General features: G+C 62.3%; 20 protein-coding genes. 7 read left to right on the plus strand and 13 right to left on the minus strand.

Annotated features, from left to right (window positions below):
* The 3 genes from BGO64_RS01240 to BGO64_RS01250 form a co-directional block, all read right to left on the minus strand.
* Positions 1-741 (minus strand): ABC transporter permease, encoded by a 741-nt coding sequence (locus BGO64_RS01240; protein ID WP_010674269.1) that lies wholly within the window; start codon positions 739-741, stop codon positions 1-3.
* 105 nt (positions 742-846) lie between these two features.
* The gene (gene aotJ, locus BGO64_RS01245) at positions 847-1,620 is read right to left on the minus strand and encodes an L-arginine-binding protein AotJ (protein ID WP_010674268.1); all 774 of its coding nucleotides are present in this window, start codon (positions 1,618-1,620) and stop codon (positions 847-849) included.
* Positions 1,621-1,685: 65 nt separating this feature from the next.
* Positions 1,686-2,456 carry an ABC transporter ATP-binding protein gene (locus BGO64_RS01250; protein ID WP_286700030.1) on the minus strand — a complete coding sequence of 257 codons (771 nt, stop codon included), beginning with the start codon at positions 2,454-2,456 and terminating at the stop codon, positions 1,686-1,688.
* A gap of 532 nt (positions 2,457-2,988) precedes the next feature.
* On the opposite strand from BGO64_RS01250, the gene BGO64_RS01255 reads away from it, so the two are divergent.
* Complete coding sequence (locus tag BGO64_RS01255) at positions 2,989-3,891, plus strand: LysO family transporter (protein WP_113725220.1); 903 nt, start codon at positions 2,989-2,991, stop codon at positions 3,889-3,891.
* Between the two features lie 82 nt (positions 3,892-3,973).
* Here BGO64_RS01255 and iadA read toward each other — a convergent pair whose 3' ends face one another.
* Positions 3,974-5,104 carry a beta-aspartyl-peptidase gene (gene iadA / locus BGO64_RS01260; RefSeq protein WP_286700031.1) on the minus strand — a complete coding sequence of 377 codons (1,131 nt, stop codon included), beginning with the start codon at positions 5,102-5,104 and terminating at the stop codon, positions 3,974-3,976.
* A 58-nt stretch (positions 5,105-5,162) separates the two neighbouring features.
* On the minus strand, positions 5,163-5,942 hold the full coding sequence (aotJ, locus tag BGO64_RS01265; protein ID WP_286700032.1) for an L-arginine-binding protein AotJ: 780 nt from the start codon (positions 5,940-5,942) through the stop codon (positions 5,163-5,165).
* A 385-nt stretch (positions 5,943-6,327) separates the two neighbouring features.
* On the opposite strand from aotJ (BGO64_RS01265), the gene BGO64_RS01270 reads away from it, so the two are divergent.
* A complete protein-coding gene (locus tag BGO64_RS01270; RefSeq protein ID WP_286700033.1) occupies positions 6,328-6,939 on the plus strand; it encodes an acyl carrier protein phosphodiesterase in 612 nt (203 codons plus the stop codon).
* 38 nt (positions 6,940-6,977) lie between these two features.
* On the opposite strand, the gene BGO64_RS01275 is transcribed toward BGO64_RS01270, so the two are convergent.
* The 3 genes from BGO64_RS01275 to arsC all read right to left on the minus strand — a co-directional run bounded on the left by BGO64_RS01275 (position 6,978) and on the right by arsC (position 9,018).
* Complete coding sequence (locus tag BGO64_RS01275; RefSeq protein ID WP_286700034.1) at positions 6,978-8,048, minus strand: linear amide C-N hydrolase; 1,071 nt, start codon at positions 8,046-8,048, stop codon at positions 6,978-6,980.
* 248 nt (positions 8,049-8,296) lie between these two features.
* Positions 8,297-8,671: a DUF2069 domain-containing protein gene (locus BGO64_RS01280; RefSeq protein ID WP_043155315.1), complete on the minus strand. Its 375-nt coding sequence runs from the start codon at positions 8,669-8,671 to the stop codon at positions 8,297-8,299.
* Positions 8,668-9,018, minus strand: a complete 351-nt coding sequence (gene arsC, locus BGO64_RS01285; protein ID WP_104452738.1) for an arsenate reductase (glutaredoxin) — start codon at positions 9,016-9,018, stop codon at positions 8,668-8,670. The genes BGO64_RS01280 and arsC overlap by 4 nt, the downstream gene beginning before the upstream one ends.
* 60 nt (positions 9,019-9,078) lie before the next feature.
* Between arsC and BGO64_RS01290 the strand changes: the two genes are divergently transcribed.
* Positions 9,079-9,558: a TlpA family protein disulfide reductase gene (locus BGO64_RS01290; protein WP_286700035.1), complete on the plus strand. Its 480-nt coding sequence runs from the start codon at positions 9,079-9,081 to the stop codon at positions 9,556-9,558.
* 133 nt (positions 9,559-9,691) lie between these two features.
* Here BGO64_RS01290 and bepA read toward each other — a convergent pair whose 3' ends face one another.
* Positions 9,692-11,146 (minus strand): beta-barrel assembly-enhancing protease, encoded by a 1,455-nt coding sequence (gene bepA, locus BGO64_RS01295; RefSeq protein ID WP_223918331.1) that lies wholly within the window; start codon positions 11,144-11,146, stop codon positions 9,692-9,694.
* 127 nt (positions 11,147-11,273) lie between these two features.
* Between bepA and BGO64_RS01300 the strand changes: the two genes are divergently transcribed.
* The 3 genes from BGO64_RS01300 (at position 11,274) to BGO64_RS01310 (ending at position 13,614) form a co-directional block, all read left to right on the plus strand.
* Complete coding sequence (locus tag BGO64_RS01300) at positions 11,274-11,567, plus strand: sulfurtransferase TusA family protein (protein WP_201956446.1); 294 nt, start codon at positions 11,274-11,276, stop codon at positions 11,565-11,567.
* Entirely contained in the window at positions 11,561-12,631 is a 1,071-nt protein-coding gene (locus BGO64_RS01305; protein WP_029314318.1) for an AI-2E family transporter, read from the plus strand. Before BGO64_RS01300 ends, BGO64_RS01305 begins: the two co-directional genes overlap by 7 nt.
* A gap of 173 nt (positions 12,632-12,804) precedes the next feature.
* Positions 12,805-13,614 carry a MipA/OmpV family protein gene (locus tag BGO64_RS01310; protein WP_286700036.1) on the plus strand — a complete coding sequence of 270 codons (810 nt, stop codon included), beginning with the start codon at positions 12,805-12,807 and terminating at the stop codon, positions 13,612-13,614.
* Between the two features lie 65 nt (positions 13,615-13,679).
* Here the strand turns inward: BGO64_RS01310 and BGO64_RS01315 are convergent, their stop codons facing one another.
* Complete coding sequence (locus BGO64_RS01315; RefSeq protein WP_286700037.1) at positions 13,680-14,486, minus strand: alpha/beta fold hydrolase; 807 nt, start codon at positions 14,484-14,486, stop codon at positions 13,680-13,682.
* 156 nt (positions 14,487-14,642) lie between these two features.
* Between BGO64_RS01315 and ppk2 the strand changes: the two genes are divergently transcribed.
* A complete protein-coding gene (gene ppk2, locus BGO64_RS01320) occupies positions 14,643-15,473 on the plus strand; it encodes a polyphosphate kinase 2 (protein ID WP_286700038.1) in 831 nt (276 codons plus the stop codon).
* A gap of 128 nt (positions 15,474-15,601) precedes the next feature.
* On the opposite strand, the gene BGO64_RS01325 is transcribed toward ppk2, so the two are convergent.
* The 3 genes from BGO64_RS01325 to malF all read right to left on the minus strand — a co-directional run bounded on the left by BGO64_RS01325 (position 15,602) and on the right by malF (position 19,367).
* Positions 15,602-16,738, minus strand: coding sequence for an ABC transporter ATP-binding protein (locus tag BGO64_RS01325; RefSeq protein ID WP_010674252.1), 1,137 nt, complete (start codon positions 16,736-16,738; stop codon positions 15,602-15,604).
* Positions 16,739-16,808: 70 nt separating this feature from the next.
* On the minus strand, positions 16,809-17,699 hold the full coding sequence (gene malG, locus BGO64_RS01330) for a maltose ABC transporter permease MalG (RefSeq protein ID WP_010674251.1): 891 nt from the start codon (positions 17,697-17,699) through the stop codon (positions 16,809-16,811).
* A 12-nt stretch (positions 17,700-17,711) separates the two neighbouring features.
* Positions 17,712-19,367, minus strand: a complete 1,656-nt coding sequence (gene malF, locus BGO64_RS01335; RefSeq protein WP_041215465.1) for a maltose ABC transporter permease MalF — start codon at positions 19,365-19,367, stop codon at positions 17,712-17,714.
* Positions 19,368-19,434: the final 67 nt, after the last annotated feature.

The following is a 19,434-nucleotide window of genomic DNA, read 5'->3' on the forward strand; positions in this document are numbered from 1 at the left end:
TTACCTCGTCTTGATGGCGTAGTGACGCTCGGCCCACTTGAGCGCCGAGGTAGAGACTGCGGTGAAGACCAGGAAGATCAGCGCCACCGCCATGTAAAAGGTGAAAGGCTGCTGGGTCGAGCCCGCCGCGAGCGACGCCTTTCGCACCATGTCATCGAGCCCGATGATGGAGACCAGGGCCGTGGTTTTCAGCAGCACCAGCCAGTTGTTGCCAAACCCGGGCAGGGCGTGGCGCATCATCTGGGGAAAGAGGATCCGCACAAACACCTGGCTTGCCCGCATGCCGAAGGCACGGGCCGCCTCGAGCTCCCCCTTGTCCACCGCCAGGATGGCGCCGCGGAAGGTCTCGGTCATGTAGGCGCCGAAGATGAAGCCGATGGTGGCGACCCCGGCCGCAAACGGGCTGATGTCGATGTAATCGGGCAGCAGGGAGACCCACTCCTGGTTCGGGTTGCTCGCCAGCAGGTGGTTGTTGTAGGCCTCGTTGACCCAGGTGCAGATCCCGTTGATGAGCACCTGGCCACCGAAGAAGAGCAGCATCATCAGCACCAGATCCGGGATGCCGCGAATGACGGTGGTGTAGGCCGCCGCGATGCCGCGTGCCCACTTGTAGGGAGAGAGCTTGGCCAGGGCCCCCAGCATGCCGAGCACCAGGGCCAGCAGCAGGGAGGCGAGCGCCACCTCCAGGGTGATCCAGGCCCCCTCCAGCAGAGAGGTTTCGTATCCTTTCAAATCAAACATATGCAATGCAGCTCCATCGCAATCGGGCCCGTCACTCCCAGCGGAAGGCAACGGGCCCGATGACTACTGACGGGATCAACCTGTCGTTGTTCGCCTGACGTCGGCTTACTCGCCGTACACGTCGAAGTCGAAGTACTTGTCGTTGATTTCCTTGTACTTGCCATTGGCACGCAGGGCCAGGATGGCGGCATTGAATTTCTCTTTCAGATCCTTGTCAGCCTTGCGCACCGCGATGCCGGCACCCTCGCCAAACCACTTGGGATCGGTCAGTTTCGGGCCGATGAACTCGAAGGCATCGCCCCCTTCCTTCTTCAGCAGGCCGTCGCTGATGGCGGCGGAGTCGGCCATCACGTAGTCGACACGGCCGGATTTCAGATCGAGGTAGGCTTCATCCGCTGTGCCGTAGCGCTTGATGGTGGCATTGGGGAAGTTGTCGGTGATGTAGGTATCCATGGAGGTGGCACGCTGCACGGCGATGGTCTTGCCGTCCATGAAGGCCTTGTCGAGCTGGATCTCGGTCCCTTTCTTGGCGGCGAAGCGCGCCGGGATGTGCTGGTACTTCTGGGTGAAGTCCACCTTCTTCTTGCGCTCTTCGGTGATGTCCATGGTGGCGATGATGGCGTCATACTTGCGCGACAGCAGCGCCGGAATGATGCCGTCCCAGTCCTGCTTGATCAGGGTGCACTTCACTTTCATCTCTTCGCACAGGGCGTTGGCGATGTCGATGTCGAAGCCTTTCACCTCGCCGCTCGGCTCGGTCCAGGAGAAGGGGGGATAGGCCCCTTCCACCCCGATCCGGACCTCTTTCCACTCCTTGGCCATCAGGCTACCGGAACACAGGGCCGTCATCACGGCAGTCGCCAGCATCAGCTTGTTCATGTATCTCTCCTTGATAAACACGTCGATCGTTGAAAGTACGGATGGTTTAAATTGAATCCCGTCCATCAATAGATGGACGAGATGAATTGCTTGAATCGCTCCGACTTGGGATGGGCGAAGATCTCCTTGGGATTGCCCTCCTCCTCCACGCGCCCCTGGTGCAGGAACATCACCTTGTTCGACACGTCGCGGGCGAAGGACATCTCGTGGGTCACCACCATCATGGTACGCCCCTCTTCCGCCAGCTCGCGCATCAGGCCAAGGACCTCCCCCACCAGTTCAGGGTCGAGGGCCGAGGTAGGCTCGTCAAACAGCATCACCTCGGGCTCCACCGCCAGCGCCCGGGCGATGGCGGCCCGCTGCTGCTGGCCGCCGGAGAGGTGACCGGGATAATAGTCGCGACGCTCCCACAGCCCCACCCGGTTGAGCAGATGCTCCGCCTTGGTGATGGCCTCGGCACGGGGCACCTTGAGCACCTGGATGGGCACTTCGATGATGTTCTGCATGATGGTCATGTGGGACCAGAGATTGAAGCTTTGAAACACCATGGCCAACCGGCTGCGGATACGCTCCACCTGGCGCATGTCTTCCGGCAGGCGTTCGCCGGAACGGCTGGTTTTCATCCGGATCAACTCCCCGTGGAGGGAGACGCTGCCCGATGAGGGGGTTTCAAGCAGATTGATACAGCGTAGAAAGGTCGACTTCCCCGAACCCGAGGAGCCGATGAGGGAGATCACATCCCCCTTGTGGGCCGTCATATCGATGCCCTTGAGCACTTCGTGGGTGCCAAAATACTTGTGCAGATCACGAACTTCCAGTGCGGCAACGTCGCTCATCCATTACAACCTTGTCTTTCCCTAGACGCCGCTTCGGCGTGACTCCACCATCGTCCATTTAACAAAACGTTAACCGATGGCAACCTTCAGCGAAAATATCATTGAGGTAGTGAAAAAACAATACAGAACCGAGGTATTTGGTGTTTTATCTGTATTTTTATTGGCCTATTGAGTATTTTTCAGCACTTTGTCTGCATAAAATCCATTTTTTGTCGCACCTTCCCTACCGCTCTTTTATACCCGCAGCGCACTGGTAGCAAGCATATTTCACCATATCCGCCAGATGTCACCCAAAAGGACTTTATTCACCCGGGCAGATTCCCCTTCTCTCGTCATTTCATGGGGATGAAATTGATTTTTCAGGTGATGTGCCCCTCTTTCTCTGTTTGCGTGCACAGCTGGCTGTCATCAAAAAACACAACAATATGATAAAAAAGTCCCGTATGGGCCATGCTGATGCACAGATCCGTGACACAGGTGCAACAAGTCGTGATAAGGTGCCGTTTTTCCACGTTTTGTGATCGAGGCCCCGATGTTGCTCAATGTGTTGCTGATCCTGCTGCCGCTCGTGATCGGCTATCTGGTTCCCCTCTCTTCCGCCCGTCTGATCAAGCTGGTCAACCAGTCCCTGGGCAAGATGGTCTACCTCATCCTGTTCCTGATGGGGCTGGGACTGGCCTATGTGGAGAACCTGGGCAGCAACCTGGCAGTGATCTTCAAGGTGGCAGGGGTGATGCTCGCCGCCATTACCCTCTGCAACCTGCTGGCCCTGTGGTGGCTGGACAAACGCAGCCCCCCCACCCACGAGGCCAGCGACGGCAAGATGCCGAGCAAGCTGCACCTGTTGTGGGAATCCCTCCAGCTCTGTTTCGTGGTGCTGGGGGGCGTCTTGCTGGGGCTGGTGGTGGACCTGCGCGCCCTGCCCATCGACAAGTGGAGCGAGTGGGCCCTGATGCTGCTGCTCTTGCTAATCGGCATCCAGATGCGCAACTCCGGCATGCGCCTGCGCCAGATCCTGCTCAACCCCTGGGGCATGAAGATCGCGCTCACCGTCATCCTCAGCAGCTGGCTCGGCAGCCTGCTGGCCGCCCAGCTGCTCGGCATGCCCTTTGCCCATGGCCTCGCGATGAGCTCCAGTTTTGGCTGGTATTCGCTTTCCGGCATCCTGGTAGCGGACAAGCTGGGCCCGGTGCTGGGCTCCGCCGCCTTCATCAACGATCTGGGGCGCGAGCTTATCGCCATCCTCATCATCCCGGTGCTGATGCGCCGCCACCCCAGCGCCGCCATCGGCTACGGCGGCGCCACGGCGCTGGACTTCACTCTGCCTGTCATCCAGAAATCCGGCGGCATCCAGGTGGTGCCGGTGGCCATCGTCTCCGGCTTTATCCTGAGCCTGCTCGGCCCCATTCTGATCCTGGGGTTCCTGGCCATCTGACCCCCATGGCATGACAAAACCCGGCACTGCTGCCGGGCTTTTTGTTGATGAACTGAGCGGGCTGGATGACAGGCGCCGGTATTCAGGTGCGCCACCGACCCCCGCTCATCACCCGTTCGATGGCGAACGAATCAGGATCGATCAGCAGCAGATCCGCATCCTGCCCCACCCCCAGGGTACCCTTGCTCGCAAGCCCCAGCGCCCTGGCCGGATTGGCCGTCACTACCGCCAGTGCCGTCTCCAGCGCCACCCCCTTGCCGCAGGCCGCCACCACCTCCTGCCACAGGCTCCCTATCTGGCCACAGCGCAGCTCGATGAGCCGCCCCTCGCCGTCAAAGCGCGGCAGACTGGCGTTGGCGTCCGAGCTGAAGCTGATGCGATCCACGGGCACGCCCGCCGCCAGCAACGCCACCAGGGCGTCGGCCGCGAGCCGCTCCCCGTCATCCAGCAGATCCGGGAAGCTCGACGTGGTGAGGTCGACCCAGCCACCTGCCCGACCCCACTCGATGGCCTCGGCAAAGAGCCAGGGATTGCGGTTGCAGTGGGTGGGGTAGAGCTGGCGAAGCGGGATGTCGGTGTCATCGCGCAGGGCCCGCAGGGGCGCCAGCGCCCCGCGGCCATCCCCCAGGTGAAAGAAGCTGACGCCACTTTTGCCCGACAACAGCCCGGCCACCCGCGCCTCGCTCGCCAGCCGCGCCAGCTCGTCGTGGGTGGGGGCGCTGGACCTGTGATCGCTGATGGCCACCTCCCCCACCCCCAGCACTTCGGGGATCAGCATGATGTCCGACTCCACCGTGCCGGTGAGGGTCTTGACCGGCAGGTGGTAGGAGCCGGTGTACATGAAGGCGCTCACCCCGGCTGCGCGAAACTCGCGCACCTTCCCCAGCACCTGGGCCGGGCTGCGGGTCAGGCTGTCGGTGCCGAGCGCCGCCACGAGCGTGGTAACCCCCGCCGCCAGAGCTTCCCTTGCCGAGAGCTCCGGCGTGCGAAAGCCGAAGCCTCCCTCGCCGCCCCCTCCCGTGATATGGGCGAGCGGGTCTACCAGTCCGGGCACCAGATAGCGGCCGCCAGCGTCCACCCGCGTCAGTGGCCAGTCGGCCGGAACCGTCAGTCCCTTGCCCATCCAGGCGATGCGGCCATCCGCCACCAGCAGGTCCTGCTGGCCGAGCGGGGCCGGACTATGGATCTGCGCACCCTCGATCAGGGTCAACATGGGGTCTCTCCTTGCTGCATGAAAAAGGAGGGAGCAGGCTCCCTCCGACTGTTACCCATCAACCGCCATAGATATCGTACTTGAAGTACTTCCGGTTGATCTCCTGATACTTGCCGTTGGCGCGCAGGGCCTTGATGGCGTCGTTCAGCCTGGCCCTGAGATCCGGATCCCCCTTGCGCACCGCGATCCCCATTCCATCGCCAAACCATTGACGGTCAGTCAGGGCCGGCCCCACATAGTCGAACTTGTCGCCCCCTTCCTTGCCAAGCAACCCCTGTTCGATGGCCGAGGCGTCGGCCAGCAGGGCCAGCACCCGTCCCGCCTTCAGGTCGAGGTAGGCTTCATCGGCACTGCCGTAACGCACTATGGTGACGCTGGAGCCGAAGTTGTCGGTCAGGTACTTGTCGTGGGTGGTGGCCCGCTGCACGCCGATGCGCTTGCCCGCCATCCCTTCCGGCGTCAGCGTCAGTTCGATGCCCCTGGCCGCCACGAAGCGGTTGGGAATGTGGGCATATTTCTCGGTGAAGTCGACCTTCTTGCGCCGCTCGTCGGTGATCGACATGGCGGCGATGATGGCGTCGTACTTGCGCGACAGCAGGGCGGGGATCATGCCGTCCCAATCCTGGGCCACCAGTTCGCACCTGACGGCCATCTGCTGGCACAGGGCGTTGGCAAGATCGATGTCAAATCCCTTGATCTCTCCGGACGCATCGGTCCATGAGAAGGGGGGATAGGCCCCCTCCACCCCAAAGCGCACCGTCTTCCACTCCTTGGCGGTGACGGGGGCGGCGAGCAGACAGGCAGCAACAAGGGCTGACAGGGTCAGTGTGGTCTTCATCGTGAGTACTCCATTACCTAAAAAGCGCACAGGCGCGGTCAAGGCATCGCAGGCAGAGGCAAGCGATGGCCAACTAACGGCAAATTGCAGATGAGCGGGATTACGCCGCCATGGGCGTCAATGAACTGCTCCGGGGCCTCGACCTATTCGTCGAACCACTCGGAGAGATAGAAAGGCTTGAAATAGAAGGCCAGAAAGAAGCCTCTGGCTTTGCGCATCATGGTGATTTGTCGAGTCCTGTGACAAAGATGGCAAGCACCTTACCACGCCTCAAATTTGCCCGGCAAGGGGACTTGGGGATGAAACATCCTGCCCATGGTCAATCCGGCCACGATTCGTTAGGCTCGGATCACCCGTTCACGCCCAGGCACGCGAGCCCCATCCCATGAATTTTCTCGCCCACCTCCATCTGGCGGCCCATACCGGCAGCTCCCTCACCGGCAACCTGCTGGGGGACTTCATCAAGGGCCCGCTGCCGACGGGTCTGGCTGACCGCTTCGACGAGGGGATCTGGCTGCACCGCAAGATAGACGCCTTCACCGATGCCCACCCGGCCCATCGGGCCGCCGTGGCGAGCTTCGCCCCCCCCTGGCGCCGCTTCGGCGGCATTGTGGTGGACATGCTCTACGATCACTGGCTCAGCCAGCACTGGCAGAGGTTCAGCGCAGCCCCCCTGCCCCGCTTTCTGGCGCAGAGCTATGGTCAGCTTCTCCTGGATCATCACAGCCTGCCACAGGGCCTGCCGATGGCCCTGCGGCACATGGCCGAGCAGGACTGGCTGGCCTCCTACCAGTATCGGGAAGGGGTGGGGGCGGCCCTCAACGGCATCGGTCGTCGGCTGCGCCGCCCCGTGCCGCTCGGGGAGGCGCTCCATGCCCTGGATCAGGCTCGCTGGATCGAGGCCGAGCACGCCTTCCTGCACTTCTATCCGGAGCTGATGCGCTTTTGCGAGGCGCAGATCGCCGCCCACCGCACGGCCACCTCATCCCCACCATAAAAAACGCCCCGAGCGGGGCGTTGTCATCGGGGGAATGCTCAGGCCTTGGGGCTGGCCGGCAGGAAGCGAAACGCCTTGGCCGGGACGAAATTCTCCGCCGTCTCCCCCGCATAGAGCTGCTGCTCGGTCAGGGGCAACTTGAGCACCGGGGCCCCCGCGGCGAGCTCCAGCTTGTCCATGCTCACCCAGAAGGTGTTGGGCAGATGGGTCAGCTCGAAGAAATAGCGGCGATGCTGCTGATCCGCCACGCTGCGCCACAGGGTGGTGGAGATGTTGGGCTGATCCGGGGTGCTGATCCCCATGGGTACCGAGACGTTGCGCATCACGCTCATCACCCCGGCCACCGCCTCGTTGGCCTGGTCGGTCTTTGGCAGGGTCTTGATGTAGAAGGAGGCGCGGGCAAAACGGTCCGCCGAGCGGTTGGTGCCGGGCAGCATGGTGAGACCGCCAATCTCCTCCCAGTAGTCGTTGAGGGCCAGTTGCTTGTCAAAGGTCGGCGAGTTGGTCATCACCTGATAGCTGCGGTCGTGGTAGATCTGCAGCTTGCCCCCCACGTACTGGAAGATGGCGGAATCGCCGCTCGCATCCGAGAGGGAGAGGTGCAGCTGGCCCGGCTTGCCATCCGGGGTCAGGGTGGTCACCACATAGAATTCATCTCTGGAGAGGGCCTCGACCGCCTCGGCCACGGTGGCGAAGTTGTCCAGGGCATACTGGGCCCAGAGCGAGATGGAGAGGGTCTTGCGCGGATCCTTGTCGCTCGGGGTCACATACTCGGACTCGGTCAGATAGAGGAGGTTGGCCACCAGCCCCTTCTCGTTCATGCCGTCGGCGGTGCCCGCATCGAAGCCTGCCGCCACCACGGAGCCGTAACGCGACGTCCACGTCATGGAGTGCGCACCGGCCTCCCCTTCCCGCGCGATGCCACGGGGCAGCGCCCAGAGATTGGTCGGCATGGCGCTGCGCCAGTCCATGGTACGACCGGTCACCACCAGCGCTCCCTCCCCCTGATAGACGGAGCGGGTACAGGCATCGGCGAGGGAACTGACGGAGAGGGAGACGGTCAGGGCCAGCAGGGTCTTGTGCAACAGGGGGGAACGCAGGATTGTCATATGGATCACTCGAGTCTGGTGAAAACACAAGCATACCCCTTTTTGCATAACAGGGGCTGACTGAGGCTGGCAAACCAGATGGCAGATCTGTCAACAGAGGTGCTACCCTGCCAATCAGCGATCAATATTCATAAATTAATCAAAGAGATAAGCAAGCCACTTCGGGGCGATACCGCCAGATGCCATTCGCTGGCTTGCGTCGGTTTCAGACACATACCCTGCCCGCCAGCAGGCGGACAGGGAGGGGCTCAGCCTTCCTTCTTGCGGATACTCAGCCCCAGCTCGCGGCCGCGCAGGCGGGCATAATAGATGGTGCCCACAAACGCCAGGGTGGTGAGCACCAGCTCCACCACCGCCAGCCACCGCTCCCCCTCATCCGTGGTGATCAAGGTCAGGGCGTGCAGGAAGTAGGGCATCAGCACGAAGTTGCCCCAGGCGTGGGTGTAGGGATTGCCCTGCACTATGCCCTTGAGGGGGAAGAGCAGCGGCACCGTCCAGATCACCGGCAACAGCCAGGGGGCGAGATCCGGGTGGGGCGAGAGCCAGAGGTGCCAGAGCAGCACCCAGGCCAGCAGGCCGAAAAAACCGGCCAGGGTCAGCAGACGGGCGAAGCGGGTGCTCACTTGAGGATCTCCAGCACCTGCTCGGGCGGACGACCGATGCGGGCCTGCCCGTTTCTGATGACGATGGGGCGCTCGATGAGCTTGGGGTGCTGGTGCATGGCACGAATGAGGTCATCGCCGCTCACCTCGCCGAGCCCCAGCTCCTTGTAGAGATCTTCCTTGGTGCGCATCAGCTGTCGGGGATCCGTGAAGCCAAGCTGACTCAGGAGGGTGCGGATCTGTGCCTCGCTCGGTGCCTGCTCCAGATAGAGTACCACCTCGGGGGCGACCCCGTGCTGTTCCAGCAAGGCCAGGGTTTCACGGCTCTTGGAGCAGCGCGGATTGTGGTAGATTTGGGTCTCGCTCATGATAACTCCCTGATTAATCGCAAGATGGGACAAGAAATGGCGCTATTGTAGGGGAAACGGATGGTCAGGGTAAGCGGGAAGGCTATGGAAATGAAACGGATCTGTTGGCTGATTGTGGCAACCCTGCTGGGGGCCTGCAGCCCGGCACCCGACTTCACCGACGGCGCGGGAAAGAAGGTCAGTCTCGCGGATCTCGGTGGCAAACCGCTGCTGGTCAACTACTTCGCTCCCTGGTGCGCCCCCTGCCTGCGGGAGATGCCCCTGCTGGCAACATTGCACCAGGAAGGCCAGATCCGGGTGATCGCCATCAACTATGACCCCGCCTCCCCCACCGAACTGACCGAGCTGGCAAGGCGCCACGCCATCAGGGTTCCCCTGATGATCCCGGATGACGACGCCCGCCTCCCGTTCCCAAGGCCCGGGGCGCTGCCCACCAGCTATCTGCTCGATGCCAGGGGCACGCTGCTGGAGACCCTGGTGGGGGAGCTGGACGAACAGAAGCTCGCCGAGATAAAACGCCGCCTGGCGAACGCCCCATAGCAGAGCCATCCATCACATTCATTTCTTCATCATCAAGATGCGTTGAAACCGATGAAAGGCCCTATTTTAGCCTGCAAAACAAGGCGGGGTGCCCCCAAAGGAGCACCCCGCCTGCCATCAACCCGCTCCGGACTCAGCCCTTGAGGCTGTCCAGATCCTTCTTGGCCCGCTCCAGCTGGGTGATACGCGCCTCGATGCGGGCCAGGGTCAGCTTGTCACTGGTGGTGCCCCGCGCCACGATCAGTTCGTCGATGGCCGCCTGGTAGTCCCCGCGCAGGGAAAGGGTCTCCGCCCGTGCCATGTGCAGGTCCGTCATTCTGCCCGCCTTGCGGTAGGCGTCCGACAGCAGGCTCCAGGCCAGGCTGTTCTCGTCGTGCTCCCGGGCATAAGGGTCCAGGATGGCGATGGACTTCTTGTAGTTGCCCCCCTCCAGATAGGCGTTGCCGAGGTTCACCACCACCACCTCGTTGTCCGGCATCCGGGTGCGGAAGCGCTCCAGTCTGGCGATGGCCTGGGCGCTGCGCCCCTTGGCGAGATCGATGTCGGTCAGGGCATCCACCACGAAGAGATCCTCCGGGTGACGGGTCGCCAGCTCCTGCATCAGGGTGTCGGCCTCGTCGGTGCGCTTGAGCTGCAACAGGGCCAGCGCCTTGCCATAGATGGCGGCATCCTTGAGGGGGTAATCCCCCTTCTGCAGGCGGCTGTCGAAGTAGGTGAGCAGCGCCTGGGGCGTCTCGGTGCCATAGCGCACCTGGATGCGCACCTTGGCCAGCCAGAAGTCCAGGCTCGGCGGCAGGGCGCGCGCGCCATAGCTACCGGCCCGGGCACGGGCTTCGCTGATCCGGGTCTCCGGCAGGGGGTGAGTCAGCAGCATCTCCGGCGGCTTGCTGGCGTAGCGGTACTCCGCCGCCAGCTTCTGGAAGAAGTTGGCCATGCCCATGGGATCGAACCCGGCGTCATACAGCGTCTTCATGCCGATGCGATCCGCCTCGTATTCGTTGTCCCGGGTGTAGTTGATGGCCGACTGCATCGACAAACCAAGCGTGGTCTGCAAGGCCGCGATGCCGGCGGTGGGGTTGATCACCGCGAGTGCAATGGAGCCCACCAGGCCGGCCAGGGTCATGGCGGAGCTGCTCGCCTGTGCCTCCATGTAACGGGCGATGTGACGCTGGGTCACGTGGGTGATTTCGTGGGCCAGTACCGAGGCCAGCTCGCTCTCGCTCTCGGCGTAGAGGAAGAGGCCGGTGTGCACCTTGACCCGGCCACCGAGGAAGGCCGCCGCGTTGATGCTGGGATCGTTGATGAGGAAGAAGGTGAACGGGAAGCGCACCCCGTCGGCATTGGTCAGCAGCCGCTGGCCCAGATCGTCGATGTATTCGTTGAGCACGGGGTCATCGATGATGGGCAGGCCCGCCCGTGCAAAACGCATGAAGGCGTTGCCGTAGCGCACCTCCTGCTCGATGGGCAGTGCGGCGACCCCGGCGGTACCGATGTCGGGCAACTGGTTGCTCCCCTGGGCGTGGAAGGTCGCCCCCATCAGGGTGACCAACAGGGGAAGCGATGCTATCAGGGGGGAAAAACGTGCCACGTTATCTCTATCTCCAATCAGACCCCAGCGGGCATCGGCAGAATACCCTTGCCATTCAAGGCCCACAAGCGTTGTTTCATCCTCTCATCACGGCCATAATGACCGCCACGCACGCGATGGAGTTCTCATGGAACAGCTCGACCTGACCCCCTGGCGTTGTCCCGAGCCCCTCATCCGGCTCAAGCTCTGGTTGCGCCAGGCCCGGCCCGGTCAATCCGTGTGCATCCAGCTCGGGGATGCAGGCTCCCGGCAGGACATTCCCGCCTATCTGCGCCGTCAGGGTCACCATGTCCAGACCCGGGAAGAGTCAGCTGCCCGCCTCTCCCTGCTGCTCGTCGTTGCCCGTCCCCCCCGGGACGCCCTGCTCGCCCCCGAGCCCATGCCACCCCGTGAGCCGCCATCAAGGAAGCCTCGATGTTAGATGTATTGAAGCGCTGGTATCAGACCCGTTTTTCCGACCCCGATGCCGTCACCCTCTTCCTGCTGCTGGTCTTCTGCTTTGCCGTGCTCTGGCTGTTTGGGGATCTGCTGGCACCGCTGCTGGTGGCCCTGGTGATGGCCTATCTGCTGGAGTGGCCGGTGAGTCGCCTGCAACGAGGCGGCCTCTCTCGCACCGTCGCTACCAGCCTGGTCCTGCTGTTGTTCATCACGGTGACGACCCTGATGCTGCTGGGCCTCATCCCGACGCTGGTGAGCCAGGGGGTCAACCTGGCCAAGGAGGCCCCCGCCATGCTGGCCCATGCCCAGGACTATGTCCGCACCCTGCCGGAAAAATACCCCGAGATCATCGACGTCAGCCTGGTGGAGACCATCATCGACAACATTCGCCAGCGCATCCTGACCGGCGGCGAACAACTGGTGAGCGCCTCTTTGAGCTCCCTCATCAACGTGGTGGCCATCCTCATCTACGCCATCCTGGTGCCCCTGATGGTCTTCTTCATGCTCAAGGACAAACAGGTGCTGATGGGAGGCCTGCGCCGCTTCCTGCCCCGCAACCGCACCCTGGTGAACCGGGTCTGGGTGGAGATGAACGACCAGATCATCAACTACATCCGCGGCAAGGTGATCGAGATCGTCATCGTCGGCATCGCCACCTATGTGCCCTTCGCCCTGATGGGATTGCGCTACTCCGCCCTGCTGGCGGTCGCGGTGGGCTTCTCCGTGCTCATCCCCTATATCGGTGCCGCCGCGGTGACCGTGCCGGTGGCCATGGTGGCCCTGTTCCAGTGGGGGCTGACCCCCGACTTCGCCTGGCTGATGGTGGCCTATTTCGTGATCCAGGCCCTCGACGGCAACCTGCTGGTCCCCCTGCTCTTCTCCGAGGCGGTCAACCTGCACCCGGTGGCCATCATCATCGCCGTGCTGGTGTTTGGCGGTCTGTGGGGCTTTTGGGGCGTCTTCTTCGCCATTCCCCTCGCCACCCTGGTCAAAGCGGTGCTCAATGCCTGGCCCAAGCGGGAAGATCTCCCCCGCCCCGCCCCCTGACCCTGGCAAGGGGCGAGGCCGGGTCTCGCCCCTTCCAGATACCGGCCACCAGCAGCACCTCCGTGACGCTGGCTCATGCTTGCCTTGTCGGGTTTAATTGAAAACCGACATCCGTTTGACTTGCTACGCCGGTCTGATTCGTTCCCACGCCCACCCACCGACAAGGATCTGTCATGTCCCCACTCCCTGCCCTGCGCCATGCCTCTCTGGGTGCCTTTCTGGCACTGCTGTTCTGTTCTCCCGTCCGGGCAGACCTCGATATCGGGGCCCTCAGCGCCTTCTCAAGCGACAGCCCTGACAGCCCCATTCCCAAGGGGTTGGTGCTGGGCGGGGCCGTCATCGGCGGTCAGGCCCGTTACCAGCACCAGGACGACACCCTGATGCCCATCCCGGGGGCCCTCTATTTTGGTGACAACCTGATGTATCTGGGGGATCGGGCCCGCTACTACCTGAGCCGCAATGGCAACCTCTCGACCTATGCCTTCGGCCGGATGCGCTTTGGCAACCTGGACCCGGACGACGATCCCTTCCTCCATGGCATGGAGAAGCGCAAGGGGCAGTTCGAGGCCGGCGTTGGGGCCGATCTCATCACTCCCTACGCCCTCTGGAGCGTGCGGGCCACCACGGATGTGACCGGCACCAGCAACGGTCAGGAGCTGATGCTGTGGGTCAACTTCCCCATCATCCGCGGTCCCCTGCTGCTGATGCCGGGAGCCGGCGTGATGCTGCGCAGCCACAACCTCGCCAACTACTACTTCGGCGGTGTCTCGCAAGACGAAGCGAGGGCGGACAGGCCGGCGTGGAACACGGGCACCACCCTCTCCCCCATGGTCTCCCTCATCGGCAGCTATCGCTTCAGCGCCAACTGGATTGGCGGCTTTGGCATCAACTACGAGCGCTACGACGACGACATCGCGGACAGCCCCATCGTCCAGCATCAGGGAGAACTCTATGCAGGCTTCGGGGTGGGCTACATCTGGTAGCCCCATCCGAACTGGGCAACAAAAAAGGAGCCCATGGCTCCTTTTTTCGGCTATCCGGCGCAGCGTCACCCTGCCACTTCGGCGAGAAATTCGGCGAGCGCCCGGTTGATGAACGCGGGATTCTCCAAGGTCGAGATGTGACCAGCCCCCGGGATCTCCCTGAACGGGCACCCCAGCACCTCGGCCATCAGATACCCCTCCAGCACAGGGCGAGCCTTGTCCTCGCACCCCGTCATCACCAGTGCGGGCAGCCTCATCTCTTCGAGCCAGTCGATGCGATCCTCCCGGGTCACGAAGCTGCGCCCCACCGCCACCAGGCTCGCCACCTTGTCGGCGGGCCATTGGGCCAGCCGGGCCTTGAAACCGACCATCAGGGCCGCGTCCGGTTGATGGGCGAAGAAGAGCGGCGCCACCTGATCGGCGATGGGCGCAGGCACGGCGCCGACCTGCTCGATCATCGCCAGCATGCCGAGATAGCGCTCGCAGGTGATCTGGGGTTCAAGGCCGACGAAGCTGTCCATCAGCACCAGGCCCTTGAGGCGAGCAGGCGCCATGCGCGCCAGCTCCACGCCCCACATGCCACCGATGGAGAGCCCCACCAGCACGCACTCGTCGATGCCGAGGGCATCGAGCAGCGCCAGGTGATCCCGGGCCAGGGTCGCCAGGGTGCAGGGCCCCTCGGGCAGCACATCGGAATCCCCGTGACCCCAAAGCTCGGGCACGATGCAGCGATACTGCCCCTTGAGGGCCTCGATTTGCGGTGCCCACATGGCACTGTCCCACAGGTAGCTGTGCCCAAAGAGCAGTGCCGGACCCTGCCCCTCGTCCAGATAGGCCATGCGGCGGCCCGCTATCTCCATAAACTGCTTCATGTTTTCTCCTGTTGCCAGCGGCGATGAAACTGGCTTTCCTGTTTTTCTGTTGCCAGCGGCTGATGAGGCGGCAGTGTAACACGCCACCCTTGGCAGGGGTGTCCGCCTGGTGCAAGCTGGAGAGACTCACAACGAGGAGTCACCAAGGAGAGGATGATGGCCAAGGAAAAGAGCAAGAAACGCCCCCGTCTGGACAAGAAGACCTACGAACATCACCTCGCCCACCTGCAGGAGGAGCTGGTCAAGTTGCAGGAGTGGGTCAAGCAGGAGGGGCTCAAAGTGGTGGTGCTGTTCGAGGGGCGCGACACCGCGGGCAAGGGGGGCGTCATCAAGGCGATCACCGAACCCCTCAACCCCCGGGTCTGCCGGGTCACCGCCCTGCCCGCCCCCTCGGATCGGGAGCGCACCCAGTGGTACTTCCAGCGCTACGTGGCGCACCTGCCCTCGGCGGGCGAGATGGTGCTGTTTGACCGTTCCTGGTACAACCGGGCCGGGGTCGAACGGGTGATGGGCTTTTGCAGCGACGACGAGTATCGCGAATTCCTGCGCGCCTGCCCCGAATTCGAGCGGATGTTGATCCGCTCCGGCATCACCCTCATCAAATACTGGTTCTCGGTCAGCGACGAAGAGCAGGAGAAACGCTTCAAGGAGCGCATCAACACTCCCATCAAGCGCTGGAAATTCAGCCCCATGGATCTGCAATCCCGCTCCCGCTGGGTGGAGTATTCCCGCGCCAAGGATGACATGTTCATCTACACGGATACCGAGGATTGCCCCTGGTTCGTGGTGGACGCCGACGACAAGCGCCGCGCCCGCCTCAACTGCATCTCCCACCTCCTTGGCAAGGTGCCCTACGAGGCGATCCACTACGAGCCCATCACCCTGCCCCCCATCAAGACCGAAGGGTATGAGCGCCCACCGCTCACCAGCCAGCACTTCGTGCCGGACGTCACCGCCGCCCTCGAGTCAGACAAGCACGGACAGTGACGGGACCCCGGCCAGCCGCCCCCGCTGGCCGGAACCCGGGCTTCGGATGACGGGCAATAAAAAGCCGGTCTTGCGACCGGCAAAAGGCATTGAACGTATAGAAAGGAAAACCTGGCACTCTCGCCCTCTCAGGCGCGGATATATTTGGCCGTGCGCGGGAACGCCTGCTCTTTGGCATCGAACAGGTAGCAGGCTTCGGCCGGGATGCCGACGCTGTACTCCTGGCCGGTGGCCACGTCGATGTCGGAGCTCGCCTTGACGGTGAAGTCGTGACCATCCACGTCCATGTAGACGAAGGATTCTGCCCCCAGGTGTTCGGCTACCTGCACCACGCCGCTCACGCGGCTGTCGGCATGGGCATGACCCAGCGGCACCAGGTGCTCGGGGCGAATGCCCAGCTCCACCTTGTCACCCACCGCGCCGCGACGGGCATCCACCCGGGCACGCACGGTATCGCCGGAGGTGAGCTTGACCACGCACTCCTGCTCGCCGATCTCCACCAGCTCGCCCGCCAGGAAGTTCATCTTGGGGGAGCCGATGAAGCCCGCCACGAACTTGTTGTCCGGGTTGTGGTAGAGCTCGAGGGGGGTGCCGAACTGCTCCAGGTTGGTGGCCGCCTCGCCCTTGAGCGGGCTCAGCACCACGATGCGGTTGGCCAGCGTCATGGCCTCCACCTGGTCGTGGGTCACGTAGATGATGGTGGAGTTGAGCTCCTTGTGCAGCTTGGCGATCTCGATGCGCATCTTGACCCGCAGGGCGGCGTCGAGGTTCGACAGCGGTTCGTCAAACAGGAACACCTGCGGCTGCTGCACGATGGAGCGGCCGATGGCCACCCGCTGGCGCTGACCGCCAGAAAGGGCCTTGGGCTTTCTGTCCAGCAGCGGCTCGAGACCCAGGATCTCGGCGGCGCGCATCACCCGCTTGTGGATGTTCTCCTTGTCCATCTTCTTGAGCTTGAGGCCAAAAGCCATGTTCTCGTAGATATTCATGTGCGGGTAGAGGGCGTAGGACTGGAACACCATGCCGACGTTGCGCTCCACCGGCGGCACGTCGTTCATGTAGCGCCCGCCGATGGTCAGCTCGCCGCTGGTGATGTCTTCCAGACCCGCGATCATCCGAAGCAGGGTGGACTTGCCGCAGCCGGACGGGCCGACGAAGACGATGAATTCCCCTTCCTTGATGTCCAGGTTGATGCTGCGCAGGGTGTCCTTGTGGACAGCCGGGTCGTAATTTTTGCGAACGTTGTTGAGTACTACTTCAGCCATGTCGAGCTCCGCTCTTGAATCTTTGCAAATCGTGATGACGGGGGGAGCCAGCTCCCCCGGCCATGAACCGTTAACCTTTCACGCCGCCTGCGGTCAGACCACCCACCAGCCAGCGCTGGGCGAGCAGGAAGACGACCGTGATGGGGAAGCCTGACAGCACGGCGGCTGCGGCGAAGTCACCCCACAGGTAGTTCTGCGGATAGAGGTACTGCTGAGCCCCGACCGCCAGGGTCAGATTGTTCACATCCTGCAACAGGATGGAGGCCATGGGCACCTCGGTGATGGAGCCGATGAAGGCCAGGATGAACACCACCGCCAGAATGGGCACCGACAGGGGCAGCAGGATCAGGCGGAACGCCTGCCACGGAGTAGCGCCATCGATGGCCGCCGCCTCCTCCAGGGAGGAGTCGATGGTCTCGAAGTAGCCCTTGATGGTCCAGACGTGCAGGGCGATGCCCCCCATGTAGGCCAGGATCAGGCCGCCGTGGGTGTTGAGACCCAGCCAGGGGATGTAGTCACCGATCTTGTTGAAGAGCGCGTAGATGGCCACCAGTGCCAGCACCGCCGGGAACATCTGGAAGATCAGCATACCCTGCAGGATGGTGGACTTGCCACGGAACCGCAGACGGGCGAAGGCGTAGGCACAGGTGGTGGAGAGCACCACTATCATCAGGGCGGTGATGCCCGCCACCTTGATGGAGTTCCACAGCCAGGTCAGCACCGGGAACGGCGGCGGCGTGATGCTGCCGTCGGCGTTGGTGATGGACATGCCGAGCGCCAGCTTCCAGTGATCCAGGGTCGGATTGGTGGGGATGATCTCCCCCACCGAGAAGTTGCCGTTACGGAACGAGATGGCGATGACCATGATCAGCGGGAAGATGATCAGTGCCAGGAAGCCCCACATCACCAGGTGGGTTGCCCACACCCGGTATTTGACTGATTTGGGTTGTACGATTGCCATGTTGAAGCCTCCTTACAGTTGCTTGTCGGCTTTGGACAATTTCAGGTTGAGCAAGGCCAGCGCACCCACGATGAGGAAGATGGCGGTGGCGATGGCACTGGCCAGACCGTAGTCCTGACCACCCGAGCCCTGGAACGCGATCCGGTAGGTGTAGCTCACCAGCAAGTCGGTGGTCCCGGCCGGCGTGGTGGCCCCGATGATGTCCGGCGCCCCGTTCGTCAACAACTGGATAAGTACGAAGTTGTTGAAGTTGAAGGCAAAGGATGCAATCAACAGCGGTGTCAGCGGCTTCATCAAGAGCGGTACGGTGATCTTGAAGAAGTTCTGTACCGGCCCCGCCCCATCCATGGCGGACGCCTCGTAGAGATCTTCCGGAATGGCCTTGAGCAGGCCCATGCAGAGGATCATCATGTAGGGGTAACCGAGCCAGGTGTTGACGATGAGGATCATCACCTTGGCCAGGAAGGGATTGGTGTACCAGTCCGGCTTGATGCCGAAGGCCGCTTCCAGGAACAGGTTGATTTCACCGAAGTTCTGGTTGAACAAGCCCTTGAACACCAGGATGGAGATGAACGCCGGTATCGCATAGGGCAGGATCAGCATGACCCGGTAGAAACCACGCCCCCTGAGCTGCTCCCACTGCACCAGGCACGCCAGCACCATGCCGATCGCCAGGGTGAAGGCGACCGAGCAGGCGGAGAAGATCACGGTCCAGACGAAGATCTGCATGAAGGGACTCTGGATACCCGGGTCCGTCATGATGCGCATGAAGTTTTTCCAACCCACGCTCACCACGAAACCGGGGGCAACGCCCTTGCCGACGAAGTGACCTTCCGCATCGATGTACTGGTAGAAGCCGGTGTCACCGTTGGGCAGCATCAGCTCGCCGCTCTGGTTGTCACGCAGCAGGTTGCTGTCCTTGATCATGACGCCGGACTTGAGCACGGCGCCGTCGACCAGCTGGGTATAGAGCTGTTTCTGGGCGGCGAACTTGCGCAGGCTGCTCAGGGTCAGATGGATATTGCCTTCCGGCAGTACCACATCCAGGGCACTCAGGTGGGTGCGGTGATCGACGATGGCACGAATGGGTGCCGCCTCGCCGACCGTGGCCCCGTCCAGAGGCTGCAACTGAACAACCTGGGGCTCGTCACGGACCCGTCCTTCACGGACTGCCAGGGTACGCGCCTTGTTGTTCAGCAAGGTAAGGGGTTGACTGATAAAGGATTGGTCGTCCTGTTTCAGCAGCAGCTGAAACTGATTGTTCTCACCACCCAGGAGGGTGAAATCGAATTCACCGCCGGTCACCTTGTAGGTTTTTTTCAGATGGTAATCCCGTGCCTGCTCAAGGGAGAGCAAGTTGGATCCCGAATAGTTGGTGAAGGCGATGCCGATCGTGTAGGCAAGAGGGAAGATGATAAAAACAACCATGCCTGCCACACCGGGGAAAATATAACGGTGGGCATAGGTCTTCTTGTTCATGAAGACATAGAGACCGACGGATACGACCACCAGATCGAGCAGGGCAAATACCCACTCGCCGCTGGCATACATCATCACGGCCGCATAACCATTAAGCACTGCGATCAGTGCCGCCATGGTCCATTTCAGCCAGACGTACTTGTCTTTCTTCGGACCGGCATAGGATTCGATAGAAGGTACTACTTCCATGCCAATTAACCTTTATTGCGCCAAGAGAGATTGAGAGAGTGGGAGGCCCGAAGGCCTCCCGGGTAGT

This window comes from Aeromonas sp. 62-46 (genome assembly GCF_001898585.1).
Lineage (GTDB): Bacteria > Pseudomonadota > Gammaproteobacteria > Enterobacterales > Aeromonadaceae > Aeromonas > Aeromonas caviae.